General features: G+C 71.3%; 17 protein-coding genes. 12 read left to right on the top strand and 5 right to left on the bottom strand.

Annotated features, from left to right (window positions below; translation table 11 throughout):
• The first annotated feature begins 133 nt into the window (after window positions 1-133).
• Window positions 134-1,123, top strand: coding sequence for a DUF5926 family protein (locus ACGFRG_RS08615; RefSeq protein ID WP_393262540.1), 990 nt, complete (start codon window positions 134-136; stop codon window positions 1,121-1,123).
• Window positions 1,124-1,340: 217 nt separating this feature from the next.
• On the opposite strand, the gene ACGFRG_RS08610 is transcribed toward ACGFRG_RS08615, so the two are convergent.
• Complete coding sequence (locus ACGFRG_RS08610; RefSeq protein WP_393262537.1) at window positions 1,341-1,982, bottom strand: hypothetical protein; 642 nt, start codon at window positions 1,980-1,982, stop codon at window positions 1,341-1,343.
• Between the two features lie 229 nt (window positions 1,983-2,211).
• Window positions 2,212-2,934 carry a bifunctional DNA primase/polymerase gene (locus ACGFRG_RS08605; RefSeq protein WP_361422920.1) on the bottom strand — a complete coding sequence of 241 codons (723 nt, stop codon included), beginning with the start codon at window positions 2,932-2,934 and terminating at the stop codon, window positions 2,212-2,214.
• Between the two features lie 413 nt (window positions 2,935-3,347).
• Between ACGFRG_RS08605 and ACGFRG_RS08600 the strand changes: the two genes are divergently transcribed.
• Complete coding sequence (locus ACGFRG_RS08600; protein WP_361423419.1) at window positions 3,348-4,850, top strand: PP2C family protein-serine/threonine phosphatase; 1,503 nt, start codon at window positions 3,348-3,350, stop codon at window positions 4,848-4,850.
• Window positions 4,851-4,974: 124 nt separating this feature from the next.
• On the top strand, window positions 4,975-6,441 hold the full coding sequence (locus ACGFRG_RS08595; protein ID WP_361422923.1) for an aminopeptidase P family protein: 1,467 nt from the start codon (window positions 4,975-4,977) through the stop codon (window positions 6,439-6,441).
• A gap of 41 nt (window positions 6,442-6,482) precedes the next feature.
• Here ACGFRG_RS08595 and ACGFRG_RS08590 read toward each other — a convergent pair whose 3' ends face one another.
• Window positions 6,483-6,947 carry an ATP-binding protein gene (locus tag ACGFRG_RS08590; RefSeq protein ID WP_361422926.1) on the bottom strand — a complete coding sequence of 155 codons (465 nt, stop codon included), beginning with the start codon at window positions 6,945-6,947 and terminating at the stop codon, window positions 6,483-6,485.
• 283 nt (window positions 6,948-7,230) lie between these two features.
• On the opposite strand from ACGFRG_RS08590, the gene ACGFRG_RS08585 reads away from it, so the two are divergent.
• The 9 genes from ACGFRG_RS08585 (at window position 7,231) to ACGFRG_RS08545 (ending at window position 16,961) form a co-directional block, all read left to right on the top strand.
• On the top strand, window positions 7,231-8,079 hold the full coding sequence (locus ACGFRG_RS08585; RefSeq protein WP_393262533.1) for a hypothetical protein: 849 nt from the start codon (window positions 7,231-7,233) through the stop codon (window positions 8,077-8,079).
• A 144-nt stretch (window positions 8,080-8,223) separates the two neighbouring features.
• Window positions 8,224-8,955 (top strand): YcnI family protein, encoded by a 732-nt coding sequence (locus ACGFRG_RS08580; RefSeq protein ID WP_361422932.1) that lies wholly within the window; start codon window positions 8,224-8,226, stop codon window positions 8,953-8,955.
• A 39-nt stretch (window positions 8,956-8,994) separates the two neighbouring features.
• Window positions 8,995-9,651, top strand: coding sequence for an SCO family protein (locus tag ACGFRG_RS08575; protein ID WP_393262530.1), 657 nt, complete (start codon window positions 8,995-8,997; stop codon window positions 9,649-9,651).
• Window positions 9,648-10,106 carry a copper chaperone PCu(A)C gene (locus ACGFRG_RS08570; RefSeq protein WP_393262528.1) on the top strand — a complete coding sequence of 153 codons (459 nt, stop codon included), beginning with the start codon at window positions 9,648-9,650 and terminating at the stop codon, window positions 10,104-10,106. The genes ACGFRG_RS08575 and ACGFRG_RS08570 overlap by 4 nt, the downstream gene beginning before the upstream one ends.
• A gap of 21 nt (window positions 10,107-10,127) precedes the next feature.
• Complete coding sequence (locus tag ACGFRG_RS08565; protein ID WP_361422940.1) at window positions 10,128-12,041, top strand: copper resistance protein CopC; 1,914 nt, start codon at window positions 10,128-10,130, stop codon at window positions 12,039-12,041.
• An 11-nt stretch (window positions 12,042-12,052) separates the two neighbouring features.
• The gene (efeB, locus tag ACGFRG_RS08560) at window positions 12,053-13,309 is read left to right on the top strand and encodes an iron uptake transporter deferrochelatase/peroxidase subunit (protein ID WP_361422943.1); all 1,257 of its coding nucleotides are present in this window, start codon (window positions 12,053-12,055) and stop codon (window positions 13,307-13,309) included.
• A 50-nt stretch (window positions 13,310-13,359) separates the two neighbouring features.
• Window positions 13,360-14,295: a prephenate dehydratase gene (gene pheA / locus ACGFRG_RS08555; protein WP_361422946.1), complete on the top strand. Its 936-nt coding sequence runs from the start codon at window positions 13,360-13,362 to the stop codon at window positions 14,293-14,295.
• 561 nt (window positions 14,296-14,856) lie between these two features.
• Complete coding sequence (gene serS, locus ACGFRG_RS08550) at window positions 14,857-16,146, top strand: serine--tRNA ligase (protein WP_361422949.1); 1,290 nt, start codon at window positions 14,857-14,859, stop codon at window positions 16,144-16,146.
• Window positions 16,143-16,961 (top strand): HAD family hydrolase, encoded by an 819-nt coding sequence (locus ACGFRG_RS08545; protein WP_393262524.1) that lies wholly within the window; start codon window positions 16,143-16,145, stop codon window positions 16,959-16,961. Before serS ends, ACGFRG_RS08545 begins: the two co-directional genes overlap by 4 nt.
• A 150-nt stretch (window positions 16,962-17,111) precedes the next feature.
• Here the strand turns inward: ACGFRG_RS08545 and ACGFRG_RS08540 are convergent, their stop codons facing one another.
• Both ACGFRG_RS08540 and ACGFRG_RS08535 read right to left on the bottom strand, forming a co-directional pair.
• A complete protein-coding gene (locus ACGFRG_RS08540) occupies window positions 17,112-17,786 on the bottom strand; it encodes a rhomboid-like protein (RefSeq protein WP_393262521.1) in 675 nt (224 codons plus the stop codon).
• Window positions 17,787-17,899: 113 nt separating this feature from the next.
• Window positions 17,900-18,619: an ABC transporter permease gene (locus ACGFRG_RS08535; RefSeq protein ID WP_361422958.1), complete on the bottom strand. Its 720-nt coding sequence runs from the start codon at window positions 18,617-18,619 to the stop codon at window positions 17,900-17,902.
• Window positions 18,620-18,623 lie beyond the last annotated feature (4 nt).

The following is an 18,623-nucleotide window of genomic DNA, read 5'->3' as shown; positions in this document are numbered from 1 at the left end:
CAGCGCGGGCACCCGCGGCCGAGCCCCGCGCACCCGTCTCCGACTGTGCCGTACGCCGTGGGCCACCCCGTACGACTAGGCTCGCGCCCGACACAGCGACACCGCACCACCGCAGTCGGGAGAGAGCCACACCATGGCCAAGAAGCGCCCCCAGACCAAGGCCGCTCAGCGTCAGTCAGCCCCTCCGGGGCGGGCTCAGCTCAGCGATGGTGAGATTCCGGTCGTCGGGGCCCGGGAGCCCTGCCCCTGCGGCTCCGGCCGCCGTTACAAGGCCTGCCACGGCCGTGCGGCCGCGCACGCCGTGACCGAGCTGGTCCAGCGCCCGTTCGAGGGCCTGGCGGGCGAGTGCGACTGGGTCGCGCTGCGCGAGCTCGTGCCGGCCGCGACCGTCGAGCTCACCCTCAAGGACGGGCTGCCCGAGGGCGTGCCGTCGGTGGCGCTGGCGACCGTCCTGCCGATGGCGTGGCCCGCGCTGCGCCGCGACGACGGCTCGGTGCTGCTCGGGCTGCAGAACGACACGCCCTCCGGCGACATCAGCCGCGACCTCGCGGACACGCTCACGCGCGCGTTGGCGGCGGAGCCGGGTACGCCGGTGGCCGCCCAGCGCGTCGACCCGCAGGGCCCCCGCCTCCAGGACCTGCTGGACCCGGCCGCCCCGTTCGAGCCGGCCGTGCACAGCGGCTTCGAGTTCTGGGTGCCGGACTCCGAGAACGCCACCCCGGAGGTGACCGCGTCCCTGGAGCGCGCCAACGCCGCCGCGATCCCGACCGTACGGCTCACGTCGGTCGACTCGTCCTACTGGTGCGAGACGCCGGACAAGAACCACCTGCGGTGGGTCATGCCGCACGCCGAGGAGCGGCTTCTGGACGCGCTCGCCCGGCTGCACGCGGCGGGCACCTCCTCGCTGGGCGAGGGCACCCGTCTCGTCGGCTCCTTCCGGGCGCACGGGCTGACCGTGCCCGTCTGGGACCTGCCGAGCGCGATGACCGCCGAGGACTGCGAGAAGCCGGCCGCCGCGTTCGCGGAGCGTCTGGCGGGTGCGCTGGCGGTCGACGCGCCGCTGACGCCCGAGGAGCGCAGGGCACGCGGCGGTCTCACCAACCGCCAAGTGACCCTCAGCTGAGAGTGACCAGCCCTGTCACGGGACGGGTGACCCGCGTCACAACTCCCGGTAGTCGCAGATAAATCGGTGTCCGAATAACCGAGATCGAATTTGCGAATGGCAGATCTCTTGTTACCGTTCTAAGAGCCCGGTCGCTGGTGCATCCCCCGTCGCCAGCGATCGGGCCCTTCCATTTCTTCTGGCCCTTCCCCGCCGCGTCCCCGTGCGGGCCGCCCGCTCAACGAGCCGTGGCCGCCGCCGAGTTGGCCGCCCCGTCGGGTGCGTTGGAGCCGGACCGCAGCAGCAGAGGCGAGTCGTCGCCCTCTTCGGCGAACTCCGCGACCGCCGAGTACGCGCCAGGTTTTCCGCGCGCCGGTTCCCTCGGCGTCTCGCACGTCCCCGGCTGGTCCCCCGCCGACACGGCACAGTTCGTCTGCACGGTGTGGCCGCGCGGCCCCATCAGCGTGAGCACCGAGCGCAACCGCCCGCCCGTGGCGTTGCGGTAGTACGTGCGCGCCCAGGCGTCCCGGCCCTCGGTCAGCACACAGGTCTGCGCCTCGACGCCCTCGGGCGAGACGAGTTCGGGCCCGCACCGGGCGGCGGCCTCGCGCACGGTCGGCGCCGCCGCGCGCACCGCGGGCCCGCCCGTTCGTACGACCGGCCCCGACAGCGCGCCCCCACGCGCGCGTGGCGACGGCTTCGCGTCATCCCGTACGGCCCCGCCATTTCGAGAGCCACCGGGCGCGGCTTCCGGGTCGCCGGGCCCCTTGGTCCGCGCGGGCTCGGGCTCGGGCCCGTCGGCCGGTCCGGCCGAGGCCACCAGTGGCAGCAGCACCGAACACACCACCACGGCGCCGATACCGATCATGCGGAGGTTCATGCGGCCCGGCCCCTCACGTGGAATTCCTGCGGTCGGCCGAAGATATCGACGGGAACCGGGCGCCCGGTTCTCCGCGCGCCCATTTCCGCTGCGAGTCGGGCGCTCTCACACCCGAACGAGTGACACCGGGCTCCTTCGGGAACCCGGCGCCCGCCCCGTTCGCTGACCCAGTACGCGAGCAGGGCCTCCGCCTCCCCGCTCGCCACGCACCGACCGATCCACCAGCGGCTCAGTACGCGAGCCGCGACCCACCGTCGGGCGCGCTGGTCGACGCCGCGACCAGCGCGTCCACCACCGCCTCCACGTCCGGCAGCCAGGGCGCGGCGGACCCGGGCCGGGGTTCCGTCCCGCTCGCACGAGGCCGGGGGCTCGGCTGCGGAGCCCGCTCCCAGCGCACCTGCCCCTTGCCCGTCTCGGACGGGGGCAGCACAAGATATCCGCCCTCTCCGTGGAAGCGGAGTGAACTGGGCACCCAGTCCTTGGAGTACAGGAGGTCACCCAGACGTTCCATCGAGTACGGAGCGACCAGCAGCGACCACCGGGTGGGGGTCGCCACCACCGGGCCGAGCCTGACGCCCATCTCGTCGAGCGCGACCAGCGCCCGCGCTCCGGCGACGGCCGGGAGGCTCAGCGCGCACGGCGCCCTGCCGCCGGTCGCGAGGAGTACCGGCGCGCCGGGGCGATTGGTCCACCACCAGCGCACCAGGCGCTCGTCGGTCGACGCCGCGAGCAGTCCCGGGTCGAAGGGGTGCGCCCCCGGAACGGCGCACTCGGGGTCGGGACAGGCACAGCCACGGCCCCGGTCACCGCGGCCGCCGGCCGCTTTCAGTCCCACACCTGGGAGTACGGGCCATTTCCACTCGGTCGCGCAGGTCAGCGCGGCGCCAAGCTGAGCAGCCCTTTCACTGCGCCGGAACCGGAGCCTGCGTCGCCTTCCGAGGATCTCGCGCATGAGCGCTCGTTCCTTTCCGTTGAACGCCGAGGTCCACATCACACCATGTGTGCATCACTTCACTGCGCGTACATGCTCTGCGAGCCTGCGGTACGGGTAACCCGTCAGGATCGAGCGTGGGCTGTGACCATTAAACGCATGGCGAGGGGTGGCGTGCGCCTGGCGCTTGCCGGCCCTTGTGCAAAAACCCCGCCACTCGGGGATGGGGCGCGACCGTCGACTGCTGAGACGCCCTGGCCCGCCGCCGGGTTCCGGGACACCGTCAACTGCCCCTGGCCATCACCGAGTACGTACCCCGCACGCTCGATATGACGCGCTCTTGAACGCCCTCAGTCGACCCCAGAGATGGGCCATAGGGGGCAATTTTCCGCCAAGTTGAACACCCCATGGACACCAACAATCCCGCTATGACAATGCTGGACATCCCCTTACTTGTGCGTGTACATCTGGATGCATTGATGGCGGCGCAGATTGACATGGGGGTTTGCGATGCTATTGAGCGAAATCGACCGGTCGGAAAGCCGACTGCCATGAGCGCCCCGCACCTGCCGAAAGTGGCTGGAATCGATCCAGCCGTTCCGCCCCCCGCGCACACTGCCGCGCCTCTGCCCTCATCCGCCTCCGTCGCCCCCGCCGCCCCGGGCGCCGTGATCCAGGACCGGCTCGCCGCCTGGGTCTCCGACCTCACCACGCTGCACGAACTCACCGAACGCCTCTCCCGCACCAACGTTCTCAACGAGGCCCTCGACGAGCTCCTGCGGGCCGGTGCCGCGCTGGTCGGCGCCCGCCGCGGCCTGGTCGCGCTGGAGCCCGCCGACGGCCTCGGCCCCGCCGTCACCACCGGCCTCGGCCTCGCCCACGCGGACCTCGGCCACATCGAGACCGTCCCGCGCAGCGCCACCCCGTACGGCAGGATCCTCGACGGGCTTCCGGACGCCGACGGCGGCTGCGACCTGGTCGGCGACGCGGCGGCGGACGCCGGGCCCGACCCGCGCCACCGCGAGGTCGCCGCCCGGCTCGGCTACGCCGCCAGCTACGCGTTGCCGCTCGCCACCGACACGGCGGGCCGGCTCGGCGCCGCGGTCTGGCTCTACGACGAGCCCGCCGAGCCCGACGAGCGCCGCCGCCACCTCGTCGGCCTGTATCTGCGCCAGGCCTCCGAGCATCTGGCCCGGCTCGTGGAGCTGGAGCGCGCGCACACCCGCCTGGCGACCGTCGCCGAGGAACTGCTGCCGAGCAGGCTGCCGCGCGTGTCCCGGGTGCAGCTGGCCGCGCGCCATCGCACCGGCCCGCGCGGCGGCGGCGACTGGTACGACGCGCTGCCGCTGCCCGAGGGCGCGCTCGGCCTCGCGGTCGGGTCCGTCACCGGGTCGGGGCCGAGCGCCGTCGCCGCCATGGGCCGGCTGCGGGCCAGCCTGCGGGCGTACGCGGTGATGGAGGGCGAGGACCCGGTCGCGGTCCTGTCCGACCTCGAACTGCTGCTGCGGCTGACCGAACCGGCCCGCTCGGCGACCGCGCTCTTCGCCTACTGCGAGCCCGCGCGCGGCAAGATCGTGCTGGCCGGGGCCGGGCACGCGCCGCCGCTGATCGTCGGCGAGCGCCGCACCGAGTACGTGGAGACCTCGCTCTCCGCGCCACTGGGCATGCTGGCGTGCTGGGAGGCGCCCAGCGTGGAGCTCCGGCCCGCGGCTGGAGAAACGGTGCTGCTGTACACCGACGGGCTGCTCCACCGCACCGGCGAGCCCATGGACCGCGCCTTCGCCCGCCTGCACGCGGCCGCCGCGAGCGTTCCGCGGGCGGCCCGCGAGGACCCGGGCGCGATCGCCGACCACGTACTGCGGACCGTGCTCCCGGACGGCCTGGATGCGGCCGACGGCGACCACGACGTGGTCCTCCTGGCGGCCCGGTTCGAGTGACGCGCGCGTACGCCCTGTGAGAGGCGCGCGTACGCCGTGTAACAGGCCCTAGGGCCCTGGACCCTTTTCCAGCCGCCCGTACGATGGACGGAGGTCCAATGTCGTACTAAGTGGAGGCAGACCCGTGGCCGAGCAGCTCACGCCGGAGACCCCGGAAGAGTCGGAAGAGCAGCCGATCCAGCAGCGCAAGAACGGCCTGTACCCGGGCGTGTCCGACGAGCTGGCCGAGAACATGAAGTCCGGCTGGGCCGACACCGAGCTGCGCGGGCTCGCGCCGATCGCCCAGGCCGCGCACACCGCCGACCGGCGTGCCGCGCTCTCCGCGCGCTTCCCCGGCGAGCGTCTGGTGATCCCTGCGGGCAACCTGAAGACCCGCTCGAACGACACCGAGTACCACTTCCGCGCCTCGACCGAGTACGCGTACCTCACCGGCGACCAGTCCGAGGACGGCGTGCTCGTCCTTGAGCCCAAGGGCGACGGCCACGAGGCGACGATCTACCTGCTGCCGCGCTCCAACCGCGAGAACGGCGAGTTCTGGCTGTCCGGCACGGGCGAGCTGTGGGTCGGCCGGCGCCACTCCCTCGCCGAGGCCGAGCAGCTGCTCGGGCTGCCCGCCAAGGACGTCCGCGAGCTGGCCGCCGCGCTCACCGAGGCCACCGGCCCGGTGCGCGCAGTGCGCGGCCACGACGCGTCGATCGAGGCGGCGCTGGCCGACAAGGTCACCGCCGAGCGCGACGAGGAGCTGCGGGTCTTCCTCTCCGAGGCGCGCCTGGTGAAGGACGCCTTCGAGGTCGCCGAGCTGCGCAAGGCGTGCGACTCGACCGCGCGCGGCTTCGAGGACGTCGTCAAGGTCCTGGACCGGGCCGAGGCGACGAGCGAGCGCTACATCGAAGGAACGTTCTTCCTGCGCGCCCGCGTCGAGGGCAACGACATCGGCTACGGCTCGATCTGCGCCGCAGGCCCGCACGCCACCACCCTGCACTGGGTGCGCAACGACGGCGCCGTGCGCCCCGGCGAGCTGCTGCTGCTCGACGCGGGCGTCGAGACCAACGAGCTGTACACCGCCGACGTCACGCGCACGCTGCCGATCAACGGCACGTTCTCGCCGCTCCAGCGCAAGATCTACGACGCGGTGTACGAGGCCCAGGAGGCGGGCATCGCGGCGGTCAAGCCGGGCGCCCCGTACCGCGCCTTCCACGACGCCGCCCAGCGCGTGCTCGCCGAGAAGCTCGTCGAGTGGGGCCTGTGCGGCGACCTGGACGTCGAGAAGGTCCTGGAGCTCGGCCTGCAGCGCCGCTGGACCCTGCACGGCACCGGCCACATGCTCGGCATGGACGTCCACGACTGCGCCGCCGCGCGCACCGAGACGTACGTCGCGGGCGACCTGGAGCCGGGCATGTGCCTGACCGTCGAGCCCGGTCTGTACTTCCAGGCCGACGACCTCACCGTGCCCGAGGAGTACCGGGGCATCGGCGTGCGCATCGAGGACGACATCCTCGTCACCGAGGACGGCAACGAGAACCTGTCGGCCTCGCTGCCGCGTCAGGCCGACGAGGTCGAGGCGTGGATGGCCCGGGTCAAGCAGGGCTGACCAGCCTGATCCACCCGTGATCCCACCGGAGGGGGCGCCGCTCAGGACACCTTGAGCAGCGCCCCTTCCCGCCATTTCAGGATCTTGTCGAAGCTCACCACCGCGCCTCTGCCCGGGCGGTTGCCGAAGTGGACGTGGTCGGCGAGCTGTTCGATCAGACAGAGCCCTCGGCCGTTCTCGGCCATGCTGCTGCCCAGTGTGCTGTTCATCCGCGTTGCGGTGCGACGGCCTCGTCGTGCGGGAAAGCCCGGCCCCGAGTCGGCGACCTCGATACGGCATTTCTCGCCGTCCAGATACGCGGTCACCCGGTACGCCGCCGAGGTGCCGGATCCGTCGTCCCCGCCGTGCTCGACCGCGTTGGCGCACGCTTCGCCGAGCGCGACCGACAGGTCGTAGGAGATGTCCGGATCGACCCCAGCGGTCTCCATGGTGCCAAGCAGAAGGCGACGTGCGAGCGGAACGCTCGCGGCCTCGCGCCGCAAATGGAGTGACCACCAGATGCTCATGCTCCAGCCTCCTGGCTGCGGCTCGACATACCCCTACGTATTGCCGCAACCCGTGGGTCGTAAGCGCGAACTTGACGTGATAGCGCTCATTCGGCGGATGCGAACACCCAATGCGCCGGTGTATGGGCGCCGCGCGAGGGGCAGTAGCGGCCGCCCGGCCAGGGCCTCGTCGCACGGCCGCCGAGACCGGGACACTCGACACAGATGTGATCATCACAGGAATACGGAACCTTGTGGACCTGCCGTATGGAGCCGGTAAGGCCAGTGCGATGATGGCCCCGCCATGTCTGCCCGACACGCCCGACACACCCACGCAGGCGCCGGTCTCCGGCTGCTGAGGGCCGCGCTCTTCGCCGCGGTCTGCGTCGTGCTGTCCGCGCTCGGGCACGTCCTGGCCGCCTGCGCGACCGTCCCGTGGTGGACGCTGCTCGCCGGGTTCCTCGGGGTGTTCGCGGTCGCCGCACCGCTCGCCGGGCGGGAGCGCTCGCTCGCGTCCATCGCGGGCGCGCTGGCCGCCGGACAGCTCGCTCTGCACAGCCTGTTCGGCATCGGCCAGCACACCGCGGCCGTCTCCGGCGACGGATCGACCGGCGACATGTCGCTGCTGCGGCTCGCCGCCAAGCTCGTCTGCGGCCCCACGGCCGCCGCCGGGCTGACGGCGTCCGACGCCCGGCGGATCATCACCGACGCGGGCCTGCGCCCGCCGCCCGGTGCCGCCGCGCCCGCGCACGAGTCGATGCCGGGCATGGCCTCGATGCCGGGGATGACCGGTCAGGCCTCGGCGCACAGCGTCGTCGCCGGACTGCTGCCGTCGCTGCCCATGCTGCTCGGCCATCTGCTGGCCGCGCTGCTCACGGGCTGGCTGATGCGGCGCGGCGAGGCCGCGCTCTTCCGCCTGGCGCGGCTGTCCACCGAAGCGGCCACCGCCGCCGCGCACGGCGCGTGCGTACGTTCCCTGCGCGCCGCTCTCGCGCTCGTAAGGGCACTGCGCGCCGGTCTGCCGGGGGCGCCCGGGCACGGCCCGCGCGTCCGTCTGGACCGGCTCGCCACCCCCCTGCCGCCGGACGGGGACGCACTCCAGCACTCGGTGATCAGGCGCGGGCCGCCCTCGGCGTACGCCCTCGCAGCCTGACGCGGCCCACTCCCCGTACGACCGGACGACACACGTCCCGTACATCCGGCGACACCTGTCGCAGGAGTGGTGCCGTGGAGCCCCGCGCATCGCGCGCGTGGGCCGTCCCCACACACCTTCCTGCTCACTGGAGTGTCTTCCGACATGAACGTTTCCCGTCGCCTCGCCGTCGCCGGTGCCGTCGCCGCCTCGTCCGTCCTGGTCCTGGCCGGCCCGGCCTTCGCGCACGTCAGCGTCCAGCCCGAGGGCAAGGCCGCGAAGGGCGGCTACGCCGTCGTCGACTTCAAGGTCCCCAACGAGCGCGACAACGCCCAGACCGTGAAGCTCGAAGTCAGCTTCCCGGCCGACCACCCGCTGGCGTCCGTCCAGCCCGAGGCGCTGCCCGGCTGGACCGTCGAGGTCACCAAGTCCAAGCTCGACAAGCCGCTGACCATGCACGGCAAGCAGATCAACGAGGCCGTCACCAAGGTGACCTGGAGCGGCGGCAAGATCGAGTCCGGCTACTTCCAGAAGTTCCCGCTCTCCATCGGCGCGCTGCCCACCGACACCGACAAGCTGGTCTTCAAGGCTGTCCAGACGTACAGCAACGGCGAGACCGTCCGCTGGATCGAGGAGCAGAAGGGCTCCGAGGAGCCGCAGAACCCGGCCCCGGTGCTCGCGCTCTCCGCCGCGACCGCCGACCACCACGGCGGCGCGGCCGCCGCGTCCGACGACAAGAAGTCGGACGACATGGACGGCCACGGCAAGCGGGCCGAGGCGTCGTCCGACTCCAAGAGCAGCGACAACACGGCCCGGGTGCTCGGCATCGTGGGCATCGTCGTGGGTGTCGCCGGTGTGGCCTTCGGTGTCCTCGCCGGACGCCGCCGGGCCGCGTAATCCCGCCCCACCCCCGTCCTCGAACGGAAAAATTCCCCCATGCGCACCAAGTACGCGCCGGCTGCCATCGCTTTCGCGGTGGCGGCGGCGCTCACCCTGACCGCGTGCGGCGGAGGCGACGACAAGGCCAAGAGCCCCGTCACCGACGTCTCCACCGACGCCAACACCAAGGCCGGCACCGTGCTCGACCGGCCGTTCACCAAGCCGGACTTCGTCCTGACCGACACCCAGGGCAAGAAGTTCGACTTCCGTGAGCGGACCAAGGGCAAGCCGACGCTGATCTACTTCGGCTACACCAACTGCCCCGACGTGTGCCCGCTGACGATGAGCAACATCGCCATCGCCAAGAAGCGGCTGCCCAAGGCCGACCAGGACAAGCTCCAGGTCGTCTTCGTCACCACCGACCCCGAGCGGGACACCCCCGACTCGCTCGGCAAGTGGCTCAAGGCGCAGGACCCGTCGTTCATCGGTCTGACCGGCGACTTCCCGACCATCCAGGCCGGGGCCCGCTCGATCGGCATCGGGATCGACCCGGCGGCGAAGGACAAGGACGGCAAGGTCGTGTCGATGCACGGCGCCCAGGTCATCGCCTTCTCGCCCAGGACCGACCAGGGATACGTCCTCTACGGCGACACCGCCACCGCCGAGGACTACACCAAAGACCTGCCGAAGATCATTCTTGGAGAAAACCCGTGAACCGCCGCACCACCCTCGCCGCCGCGATAGCCCTGACCGCGGGTCTCACGCTGGCGGGCTGCTCGTCCGACAGCTCCGACGGCAAGCCGAGCCTGAAGGTCAGCCAGGCCTTCATGCCGGAGCCGGTCGGCGCCGACATGGCCGGCGGCTTCCTGGTCGTGAAGAACGACAGCAAGACCGCCGACAAGCTCACCAAGGTCACCAGTGACATCTCCGACGACGTCACGATCCACGAGACCAAGGACCAGAAGATGCAGGAGGTGAAGTCCTTCGACATCCCGGCCAACGGCGAGCTGAACCTCGAACGCGGTGGCAGCCACATCATGTTCATGGGTCTCAAGAAGAAGCCGAAGCAGGGCGAGAAGGTCTCCATCGAGCTGCACTTCGAGAAGGCCGACCCGGTCAAGGTCGAACTCCCGGTCAAGGACCGCACCTACAACCCGAAGCACCACTGAGGCATGAGGGACTGACAGACGATGACGGCCACCGCCCCACGCTTCGGAACCGCGCCGACCCGGCTGCTGCTGATCGCGGCCGCCCTGTTCGGCGCGCTGTTCGCGACCGCGGCCCCCGCCTCCGCGCATGCCGCGGTCACCGCGACCAATCCGAAGGACGGGGCGGTGGTCGCCACCGCCCCCAAGGACGTCGACCTCACCTTCTCCGAGCAGGTCGCGATGGACAACAAGTCCATCCGCGTCCTGGACCCGACCGGCAAGCGCGCCGACACCGGTGAACTGCTCAACCTGTGCAGCGGCTCCATCGTGAAGTACGGCGTCAGCCTGCGCGACGGGCTGCCCAAGGGCACCTACACCGTGGCCTGGCAGGCCGTCTCGGCGGACAGCCACCCGGTCGCGGGCGCCTTCACCTTCTCGATCGGCGCCCCCTCCAAGACCACCGTCTCGCTGTCCTCCCCGGACGTCGGCGGCGGTCTCGTCGGGACCCTGTACGACACCATGCGCTACGCCTCGTACGCCGGTTTCATCCTGTTCACCGGCGGCGGCGTCTTCATCCTCGGCTGCTGGCAGCGCGGCGCCACGGTCCGTCCGGTGCAGCGGCTGATCGTCGGCGGCTGGCTCGCGATGACCGCGGCCACCATCGCGCTGCTGCTCCTGCGCACCCCCTACACCGGCTCGGGGCAGCTCTCCGACGCCTTCGACCTGGACGGGCTGAAGGCGGTCCTGCAGACCAAGTCGGGCGCCGCGCTGAGCTCCCGGCTGCTGCTGCTCAGCGCCGCCGCCCTGTTCATCTCGGTCCTGTTCGGCGCGTACGCCAGGCGCGAGGACGAGGAGAAGAAGGACCTCAACTACGGGCTCGCCATAGGCGGATTCGTGGTGGCGGCCGGAATCGCCGCGACCTGGGCACTCGCCGAGCACGCCTCGACCGGTATCCAGACCGCGATCGCGATGCCCGTCGCGGTGGTGCACCTGCTGTCCATGGCGACCTGGCTGGGCGGCCTCGCGACCCTGCTCATGGCGCTGCACCTCACCCCCGCCGTCGAACGGACGGCGGTGCGGCGGTTCTCGCGGATCGCGTTCTGGTGCGTGGTCGTCCTGGTGTCGACCGGCGTCTACCAGGCATGGCGCCAGCTCGGCTCCTGGTCCGCGCTCACCGACACCGGTTACGGGCAGTTGCTGCTCGTCAAGGCCGGCCTGATCTCGGTGCTGCTCTCGGCCGCGTACATCTCGCGCCGCTGGACCGGCCGCCTCGCCGAGCACGCGGCGCCCGAGGCCGAGGCCGCCTCCGTCGTCGAGGAGCTCGCGGCCGAGCCGGAGGAGGAGCCCGAGCCGGTCACCGTGCCGGACGACTCCGCCGACCCCAAGCGGGCCCGTCAGCTGGCCCGGCAGCGGGCCGCGATGACGGTCGCCCGCGAGAAGCGCATCCGTGACGCCGACCCGGAGCGCTCCGGGCTGCGGCGCTCGGTGCTCACCGAGGCCGGGGTCGCGGTGGCGGTGCTGGCCGTGGCGACGATCCTGTCGTCGACCGAGCCGGGGCGCACCCAGGAAGCGGCGGCCGCCGCGCAGTCGACCACCCAGGTCGCCGTGCCGGACCGGCCGATCAGCGTCCGCATCCCCTTCGACACGGGCGGCAAGAACGGCAAGGGCACGGTCCGCCTCACCCTCGACCCGGGCCGCACCGGCGCCAACGAACTGCACGTCTGGACGGACGACGCGACGGCCAGGCCGCTGGACGCACCCGAGGTGAAGGTCTCCTTCACGCTGCCCGCCAAGGCGGTCGGACCGCTGCCCGTCACGCCCGAGCGCATCACCAAGGGACACTGGAGCGCGAGTGGCGTCCAGCTCCCGATGGCGGGCGACTGGCAGGTCTCGGTGACCGTGCGGACCTCCGACATCGACCAGACCACCGTCGACAAGAAGATCAAGATCGGCTGAGTACGGACCACATGAGCGAGAGCACCCCCTCCACCCCCGAGAACCTGGACATCTCCCGGCGGCGGCTCCTCGGCACGGTCGGCGCGGCGGGCGCGGCCGGTGTCGCGCTGGGCGCGACGGGCGGCGCGCTCGTCCACGCCGCCGTCGAGTCCCGCTCGGACGCCACCGAACTGAGCTCCGTCGGCGCCACCGAGGTCCCGTTTCACGTGAAACATCAGGCGGGGATCTCCACTCCGCTTCAGGCGTGCGGCCATCTCGTCGCCTTCGACCTGGCGCCGGGCGCCGGGCGCAAGGAGGCGGCGGCGCTGCTGCGGCGCTGGTCGGCGACCGCGAAGGCGCTGATGGCGGGCGAGCCGGCGGGCGACGACACCGGGGTCGCGCTGGACGCCGGCCCCTCCTCGCTGACCGTCACCTTCGGCTTCGGGCGCACCTTCTTCGACCGTACGGGCCTGGTGGCGCAGCGCCCGGCCGAGCTGGACCCGCTGCCGGACTTCTCCTCCGACCGGCTGGACCCCAAGCGCTCCAACGGCGATCTGTGGGTGCAGATCGGCGCGGACGACGCCCTGGTCGCCTTCCACGCGCTGCGCGCGGTGCAGAAGGACGCGGGGTCGGCGGCCCGGGTGCGCTGGCAGATGAACGGCTTCAACCGCACGCCGGGCGCCACCGAGAAGCCGATGACGGCCCGCAATCTGATGGGCCAGATCGACGGCACCGGCAACCCGAAGCCCTCCGACCGCGACTTCGAGAAGCGGATCTTCGTCCCCGACAGCGGCAAGCCGGCGTGGATGGCGAACGGCTCGTACGCCGTCGTACGCCGCATCCGGATGCTGCTCGACGACTGGGAGAAGGTGCCGCTCGCCCAGCAGGAGCAGGTGATCGGGCGCAAGAAGGCGAACGGCGCACCTCTTTCGGGGGGTACGGAGACGACCCCGATGCAGCTCGACAAGTTCGGCCCGGACGGCAAGGTGGTCATCCCCGACAACGCCCACGCGCGCATCTCGGCGCCCGAGCAGAACGGCGGCGCGGCGATGCTGCGGCGTGCCTTCTCGTACCACGACGGATTCGCCGCCGACGGGGCGCCGGACGCGGGCCTGCTCTTCGTCGCCTGGCAGGCCGATCCGCTGCGCGGCTTCGTGCCCGTGCAGCGCAAGCTCGACCGGGGGGACGCGCTGTCGGCGTTCATCCGGCACGAGTCGAGCGGCCTGTTCGCGGTGCCGGGCGGGCCGCGTGCCGGGGAGTACGTGGGCCAGCTGCTGCTGGAGTCGTGAGCCGCCCGGGCGGCCTTCGCGCGTGACGGCGGCGCATTAGGGTGACGAGTATGTCCGCCACGCGATACACCTATCTGGGGCCCGAAGGCACCTTCACCGAGGCCGCCCTGCGTACGCTTCCCGAGGCAGCGACCCGCGAGCTGGTCCCGATGGTGTCCGTCCCCGCCGCCCTGGACGCGGTACGCAACGGGGAGGCGGCGGCCGCGCTCGTGCCCATCGAGAACTCGGTGGAGGGCGGGGTCACCGCGACCCTGGACGAGCTGGCCGGCGGCGAGCCGCTGATGATCTACCGCGAGGTGCTGCTGCCGATCGCCTTCGCGCTGCTGGTGCGGCCCGGGACCAAGATGTCGGACATCAAGACGGTGACCGGGCACCCGGTGGCCCAGCCGCAGGTGCGCAACTGGCTGCGCACGCATCTGCCTCAGGCGCTGTGGGAGTCGGCCGCCTCCAACGCGGACGGCGCGCGCCTGGTCCAAGAGGGCCGCTTCGACGCGGCGTTCGCGGGCGAGTTCGCGGCGGCGACGTACGGGCTCGAAGCGCTGGTCACCGAGATCCACGACGCTCAGAACGCGGAGACCCGGTTCGTACTGGTGGGCCGCCCGGCCCGGCCCGCCGCGCCGACCGGGGCGGACAAGACGTCCGTGGTGATCTGGCTGGGCGACGACCACCCGGGCGCGCTGCTCGAACTGCTCCAGGAGTTCGCCGTACGCGGGGTCAACCTGATGCTCATCCAGTCGCGGCCGACCGGCGCGGGCATCGGCAACTACTGCTTCGCGGTGGACGCCGAGGGCCACATCTCGGACCGGCGGGTCGGCGAGGCGCTGATGGGGCTGAAGCGGATCTGCCCGAAGGTGCGCTTCCTGGGCTCGTATCCGCGGGCGGGCGTGACGGCCGCCGAGGTACGGGAGCTGCGGCCCGGGACCTCGGACACCGAGTTCGTGGCGGCGGCGGAGTGGCTGGCGCGCAGCCAGGACGGCCGCGCCTAGCCCGGACCGGGCTGGTCCTACCTGCTGATTTTCGTTGTCCACAAAGTTATCCACAGGCGCGGTTCTCGACCTGTGGGTAAGTCGACAACGCAACCGGACAGGGTCGACAAATACCTCTAGTGACGACGCATCCGTCCACAGAAGATCGGGAGGGGTGATGTCAGCCCAATTCCCTCGATCAACTCTTTAGAGCGAGCAATTCCCACCCGAATGAGTGCGTGGAAGAGCTTCGAACGGGGAATCCTTGGCCGCGCATGCCGCTACGGGATGGATCTTCCGGGCGATCCACAAGGGATCCCCACACCCTGTGGATAACTTTCCCGGCCCGCACACCTCTGTGGACAAGTCCCTTGAGCCGCAAGGGATTCAGGTCAACGAAAGTCCGGAAAGCACCCCTTTTCAGGGAAAAGCACGGCCTTTATTGACGTCCACCCGAGGTCTGCCCGGCAATTTCCCCACCAGATTTCTCAATACGGTCAATTCGGGCAAACCGACACGCGGAGCAGGCGCGGCGGGGATATCCGGTGGGGTGCCAGGGATCCGCACCGGTAGCCTGGAGGGGTGATTGACCTTCGCCTGCTCCGTGAGGACCCCGACCGTGTTCGCGCCTCCCAGCGCGCCCGTGGAGAGGACGTCGCGCTCGTCGACGCCCTGCTCTCCGCCGATGAGCGGCGCAGGTCGTCCGGCGTCCGCTTCGACGAGCTGCGCTCCGAGCAGAAGGCGCTCGGCAAGCTCATCCCCAAGGCCTCGCCCGAGGAGCGCGCCGAGCTCCTGAAGAAGGCCGATCAGCTCAAGGCCGACGTGAAGACCGCCGAGGCCGAGCAGAACGAGGCGGACGAGGCGGCCAAGCAGCTCCTGCTCCGGCTCGGCAACATCGTCCACGAGGACGTGCCGGTCGGCGGCGAGGAGGACTTCGTCGTCCTGGAGACGCACGGCACCATCCGCGACTTCGGGGCCGAGGGCTTCGAGCCCAAGGACCACCTGGAGCTCGGCGAGGCGCTGGGCGCCATCGACGTCGAGCGCGGCGCCAAGGTCTCCGGCTCGCGCTTCTACTACCTGACCGGCGTCGGCGCGCTCCTGGAGCTCGCCCTGGTCAACGCGGCGATCGCGCAGGCCACCGAGGCCGGTTTCATCCCGATGCTCACCCCCGCGCTGGTCCGCCCGCGCGCCATGGAGGGCACCGGCTTCCTCGGCCAGGCCGCCGAGAACGTGTACCACCTGGAGAAGGACGACTACTACCTGGTCGGCACCTCCGAGGTCCCGCTCGCGGCCTACCACATGGACGAGATCCTCGACGCGGAGAAGCTGCCGCTGCGCTACGCCGGCTTCTCGCCGTGCTTCCGCCGCGAGGCCGGTACGTACGGGAAGGACACCCGGGGCATCTTCCGGGTCCACCAGTTCGACAAGGTCGAGATGTTCTCGTACGTCCACCCGGACGACGCCGAGGCCGAGCACAAGCGGCTCCTGGACTGGGAGAAGCAGTGGCTGACCGGCCTTGAGCTGCCCTTCCAGGTGATCGACGTGGCCACCGGCGACCTGGGCGCCTCCGCCTCGCGCAAGTACGACTGCGAGGCGTGGATCCCGACGCAGGGCAAGTACCGCGAGCTGACCTCGGCCTCCAACTGCGACGGCTTCCAGGCGCGCCGCCTGTCCGTGCGCATGCGCGAGACCGCCGACGGCAAGAGCAAGGTGCAGCCGCTGGCGACGCTGAACGGCACGCTCTGCGCGGTGCCGCGCACGATCGTGGCGATCCTGGAGAACCACCAGCAGGCCGACGGCTCCGTGCGGGTCCCGGCCGTGCTCCGCCCGTACCTGGGCGGACGCGAGGTCCTGGAGCCCATCGCCAAGTGAGCACCACCCCGCGGAGTCCGTTCCCGTACAAGCTGGTCGCGACCGATCTGGACGGGACGCTGCTGCGCTCCGACGACACCGTCTCGGAGCGCACCCGCGCCGCGCTCACCGCCGCCACCGAGGCGGGCGCGGCGCACATCATCGTGACCGGCCGGGCGGTGCCCTGGACCCGGCACATCCTGGACGACCTGGGCTACCGGGGACTCGCGGTGTGCGGGCAGGGCGCGCAGGTTTACCACGCAGGCGAGCACAGACTGCTGACGTCGGTGACCCTGGACCGCCAGCTGGCGGGTCTGGCGCTCTCCAAGATAGAGGCGGAGGTCGGCCCGCTGGCGCTGGCCGCGAGCCGCGACGGGCTCGACGGCGAGGTGCTGGTCGGCCCCGGCTACACGGTCCAGGAGGGCTCGCTGCCGGTCGTCGCCTTCGAGGACGTCGCCGAGCTGTGGTCGGCGCCGCTGAACAAGGTCTACATCCAGCACCCGGAGCTCGACGACGACGCGCTGGCGCGGATCGCCCGCCAGGTGGTCGGCAGTCTGGTCGACGTGGTGATGGCGGGCGCGGGCGTGGTGGAGCTGCTGCCGCTGGGGCTGAGCAAGGCGACCGGCCTGTCCCTGGCCGCGCGTCGGCTGGGCTGCCGCTCGACCGACACGATCGCCTTCGGCGACATGCCCAACGACATACCGATGTTCGGCTGGGCGCAGCACGGCGTGGCGATGGCCAACGCCCACGACGAGCTGAAGGCCGTCGCCCACGAGATCACGGCCTCGAACGAGGACGACGGGATCGCCGTGGTGCTCGAACAGCTGATGCCGTAGCGACACGGCTCGGGCGGGAGTCCCGAAGAACCGGGCACGAAATCTGTCGCCTGAAGAGGTACGAAGTAAGGGGCGTCCGCCATGGCGGGCGCCCCTTACTCGTGCGCCCGGACGGCCCACGCTCTCGCGTGCTCGAAGCGGCCGCCCTCCTCAACCACTGTGCCCTCGGCGCCTCTTCACTGCCAGTGGTTTTCCCCTGGTCAGCGGCCAGCAGGCGAGCCCGATCGCGAGCGCGACCGCATGTCCGATGTCGGTGAACGTGCCACCGCTCAGCAGCGGGATCCCGAAGAACGACACCACGCCCGCGAGGTAGAGCCAGCGCCACGGCCGGGGCAGCCGGTACACCAGCAGCCCCGCCGACGCGGCCAGGCCGTAGCTGACGCCGATGTCGACGACATGCGCCATCCGCTTGTGCGCCTGGTGGTGCTGAATGCTCCACAGCACGAACTCCTGGCTGACCAGGGTGGCCGAGACATGGGCGACGGCGACGGTGAAGAACCAGCGCAGCGTGCCGATCCAGCGCTCCAGGGGCGCGTGGACGATCTCGAAGAGCACGAAGTAGAGCAGGAACGAGGACGGGTTCTCGATCCAGAAGGCACTGGTGAACAGCGACTGCACGGGGTGCTGGGTGAGCTCGTGGATGTTGCTGCTGTTGCGATGCAGCAGATAGTGCTCAAGGCCCTCGGTGGAGAGCTCGATGACGATGCTGGTGATCGCGATGACCAGCAGCCAGATGTGCGTCCCCGGCGAGGAGAGCACCCAGGCCCGCACCGGCCGGGCCGGCTCGGGCGCCCGGCGCGTACCGGGACTGTGCAGCGTCGTCATTCCTCGATGATGACCCGAACCCCGCCGGACAGGCCGGACGGAGGCCGGGCCACCGCGCGCGTCACGCCGTCCCGGCCACCCCGCGCGTCACTCCTCACCGGCCCCCGCGCGCGTCACTCCTCGCCGGCCAGCTTCAGCGTCCGCAGCTTCTGGCCCGCGTACCAGGTCGCCAGGACCGTCACCGCCGCCAGCAGGACCACGGCGGCCGGGAGGCCGACGTCCGAGGTGATGATGCCGTTCTCGCCGATCCGCTCGGCGAGGGCCAGCGACCACTGCTGCACGCTCAGGGTCCGCGCGCCCGGCACCAGATTGCCGAACAGGCTCTCCCACACCAGCGCGTAGACCAGGCCGAAGACCACCGCGTGCCGGGTGACCGTGCCCAGGAGCAGGAAGACCGCCGCGTACGCGATGGAGGCGACCAGGGCGGCGACCGTGTAGGCGATCGCGATCTGCTGGCCGTTGCCGTTCAGGATCATGCCCGCGACGAAGGTGGGAATCGCCGAGAAGGCCATGGTCACCGCGATCGCCACGATGAGCTTGGTGAAGATGATCGTCGGCCGTTTCACCGGCTTGGCCAGCAGATAGACGATCGAACCGTCGTCGATCTCGGGCCCGATCGCGCCCGTGCCCGCGATGACGCCGATCAGCGGGACCATCGTGGCGAGCGCGAACCCGCCGAGCAGGTTGGCCGCGACCTGGTCGTCGGCACCGCTGAACGACCGTACGGCCGCCGCGATGACGATCAGGAGCACCGGCAGCACACAGAGGATCGCGGCGCGGCGCCGGCCGAGCAGGGCCCGGTAGGTGAGCCGGGCGACTGTGGGGTTGTACATGACG

The organism is Streptomyces sp. NPDC048696, assembly GCF_043198895.1.
Lineage (GTDB): Bacteria > Actinomycetota > Actinomycetes > Streptomycetales > Streptomycetaceae > Streptomyces.
This window is presented reverse-complemented; position numbering and strand designations above follow the sequence as displayed.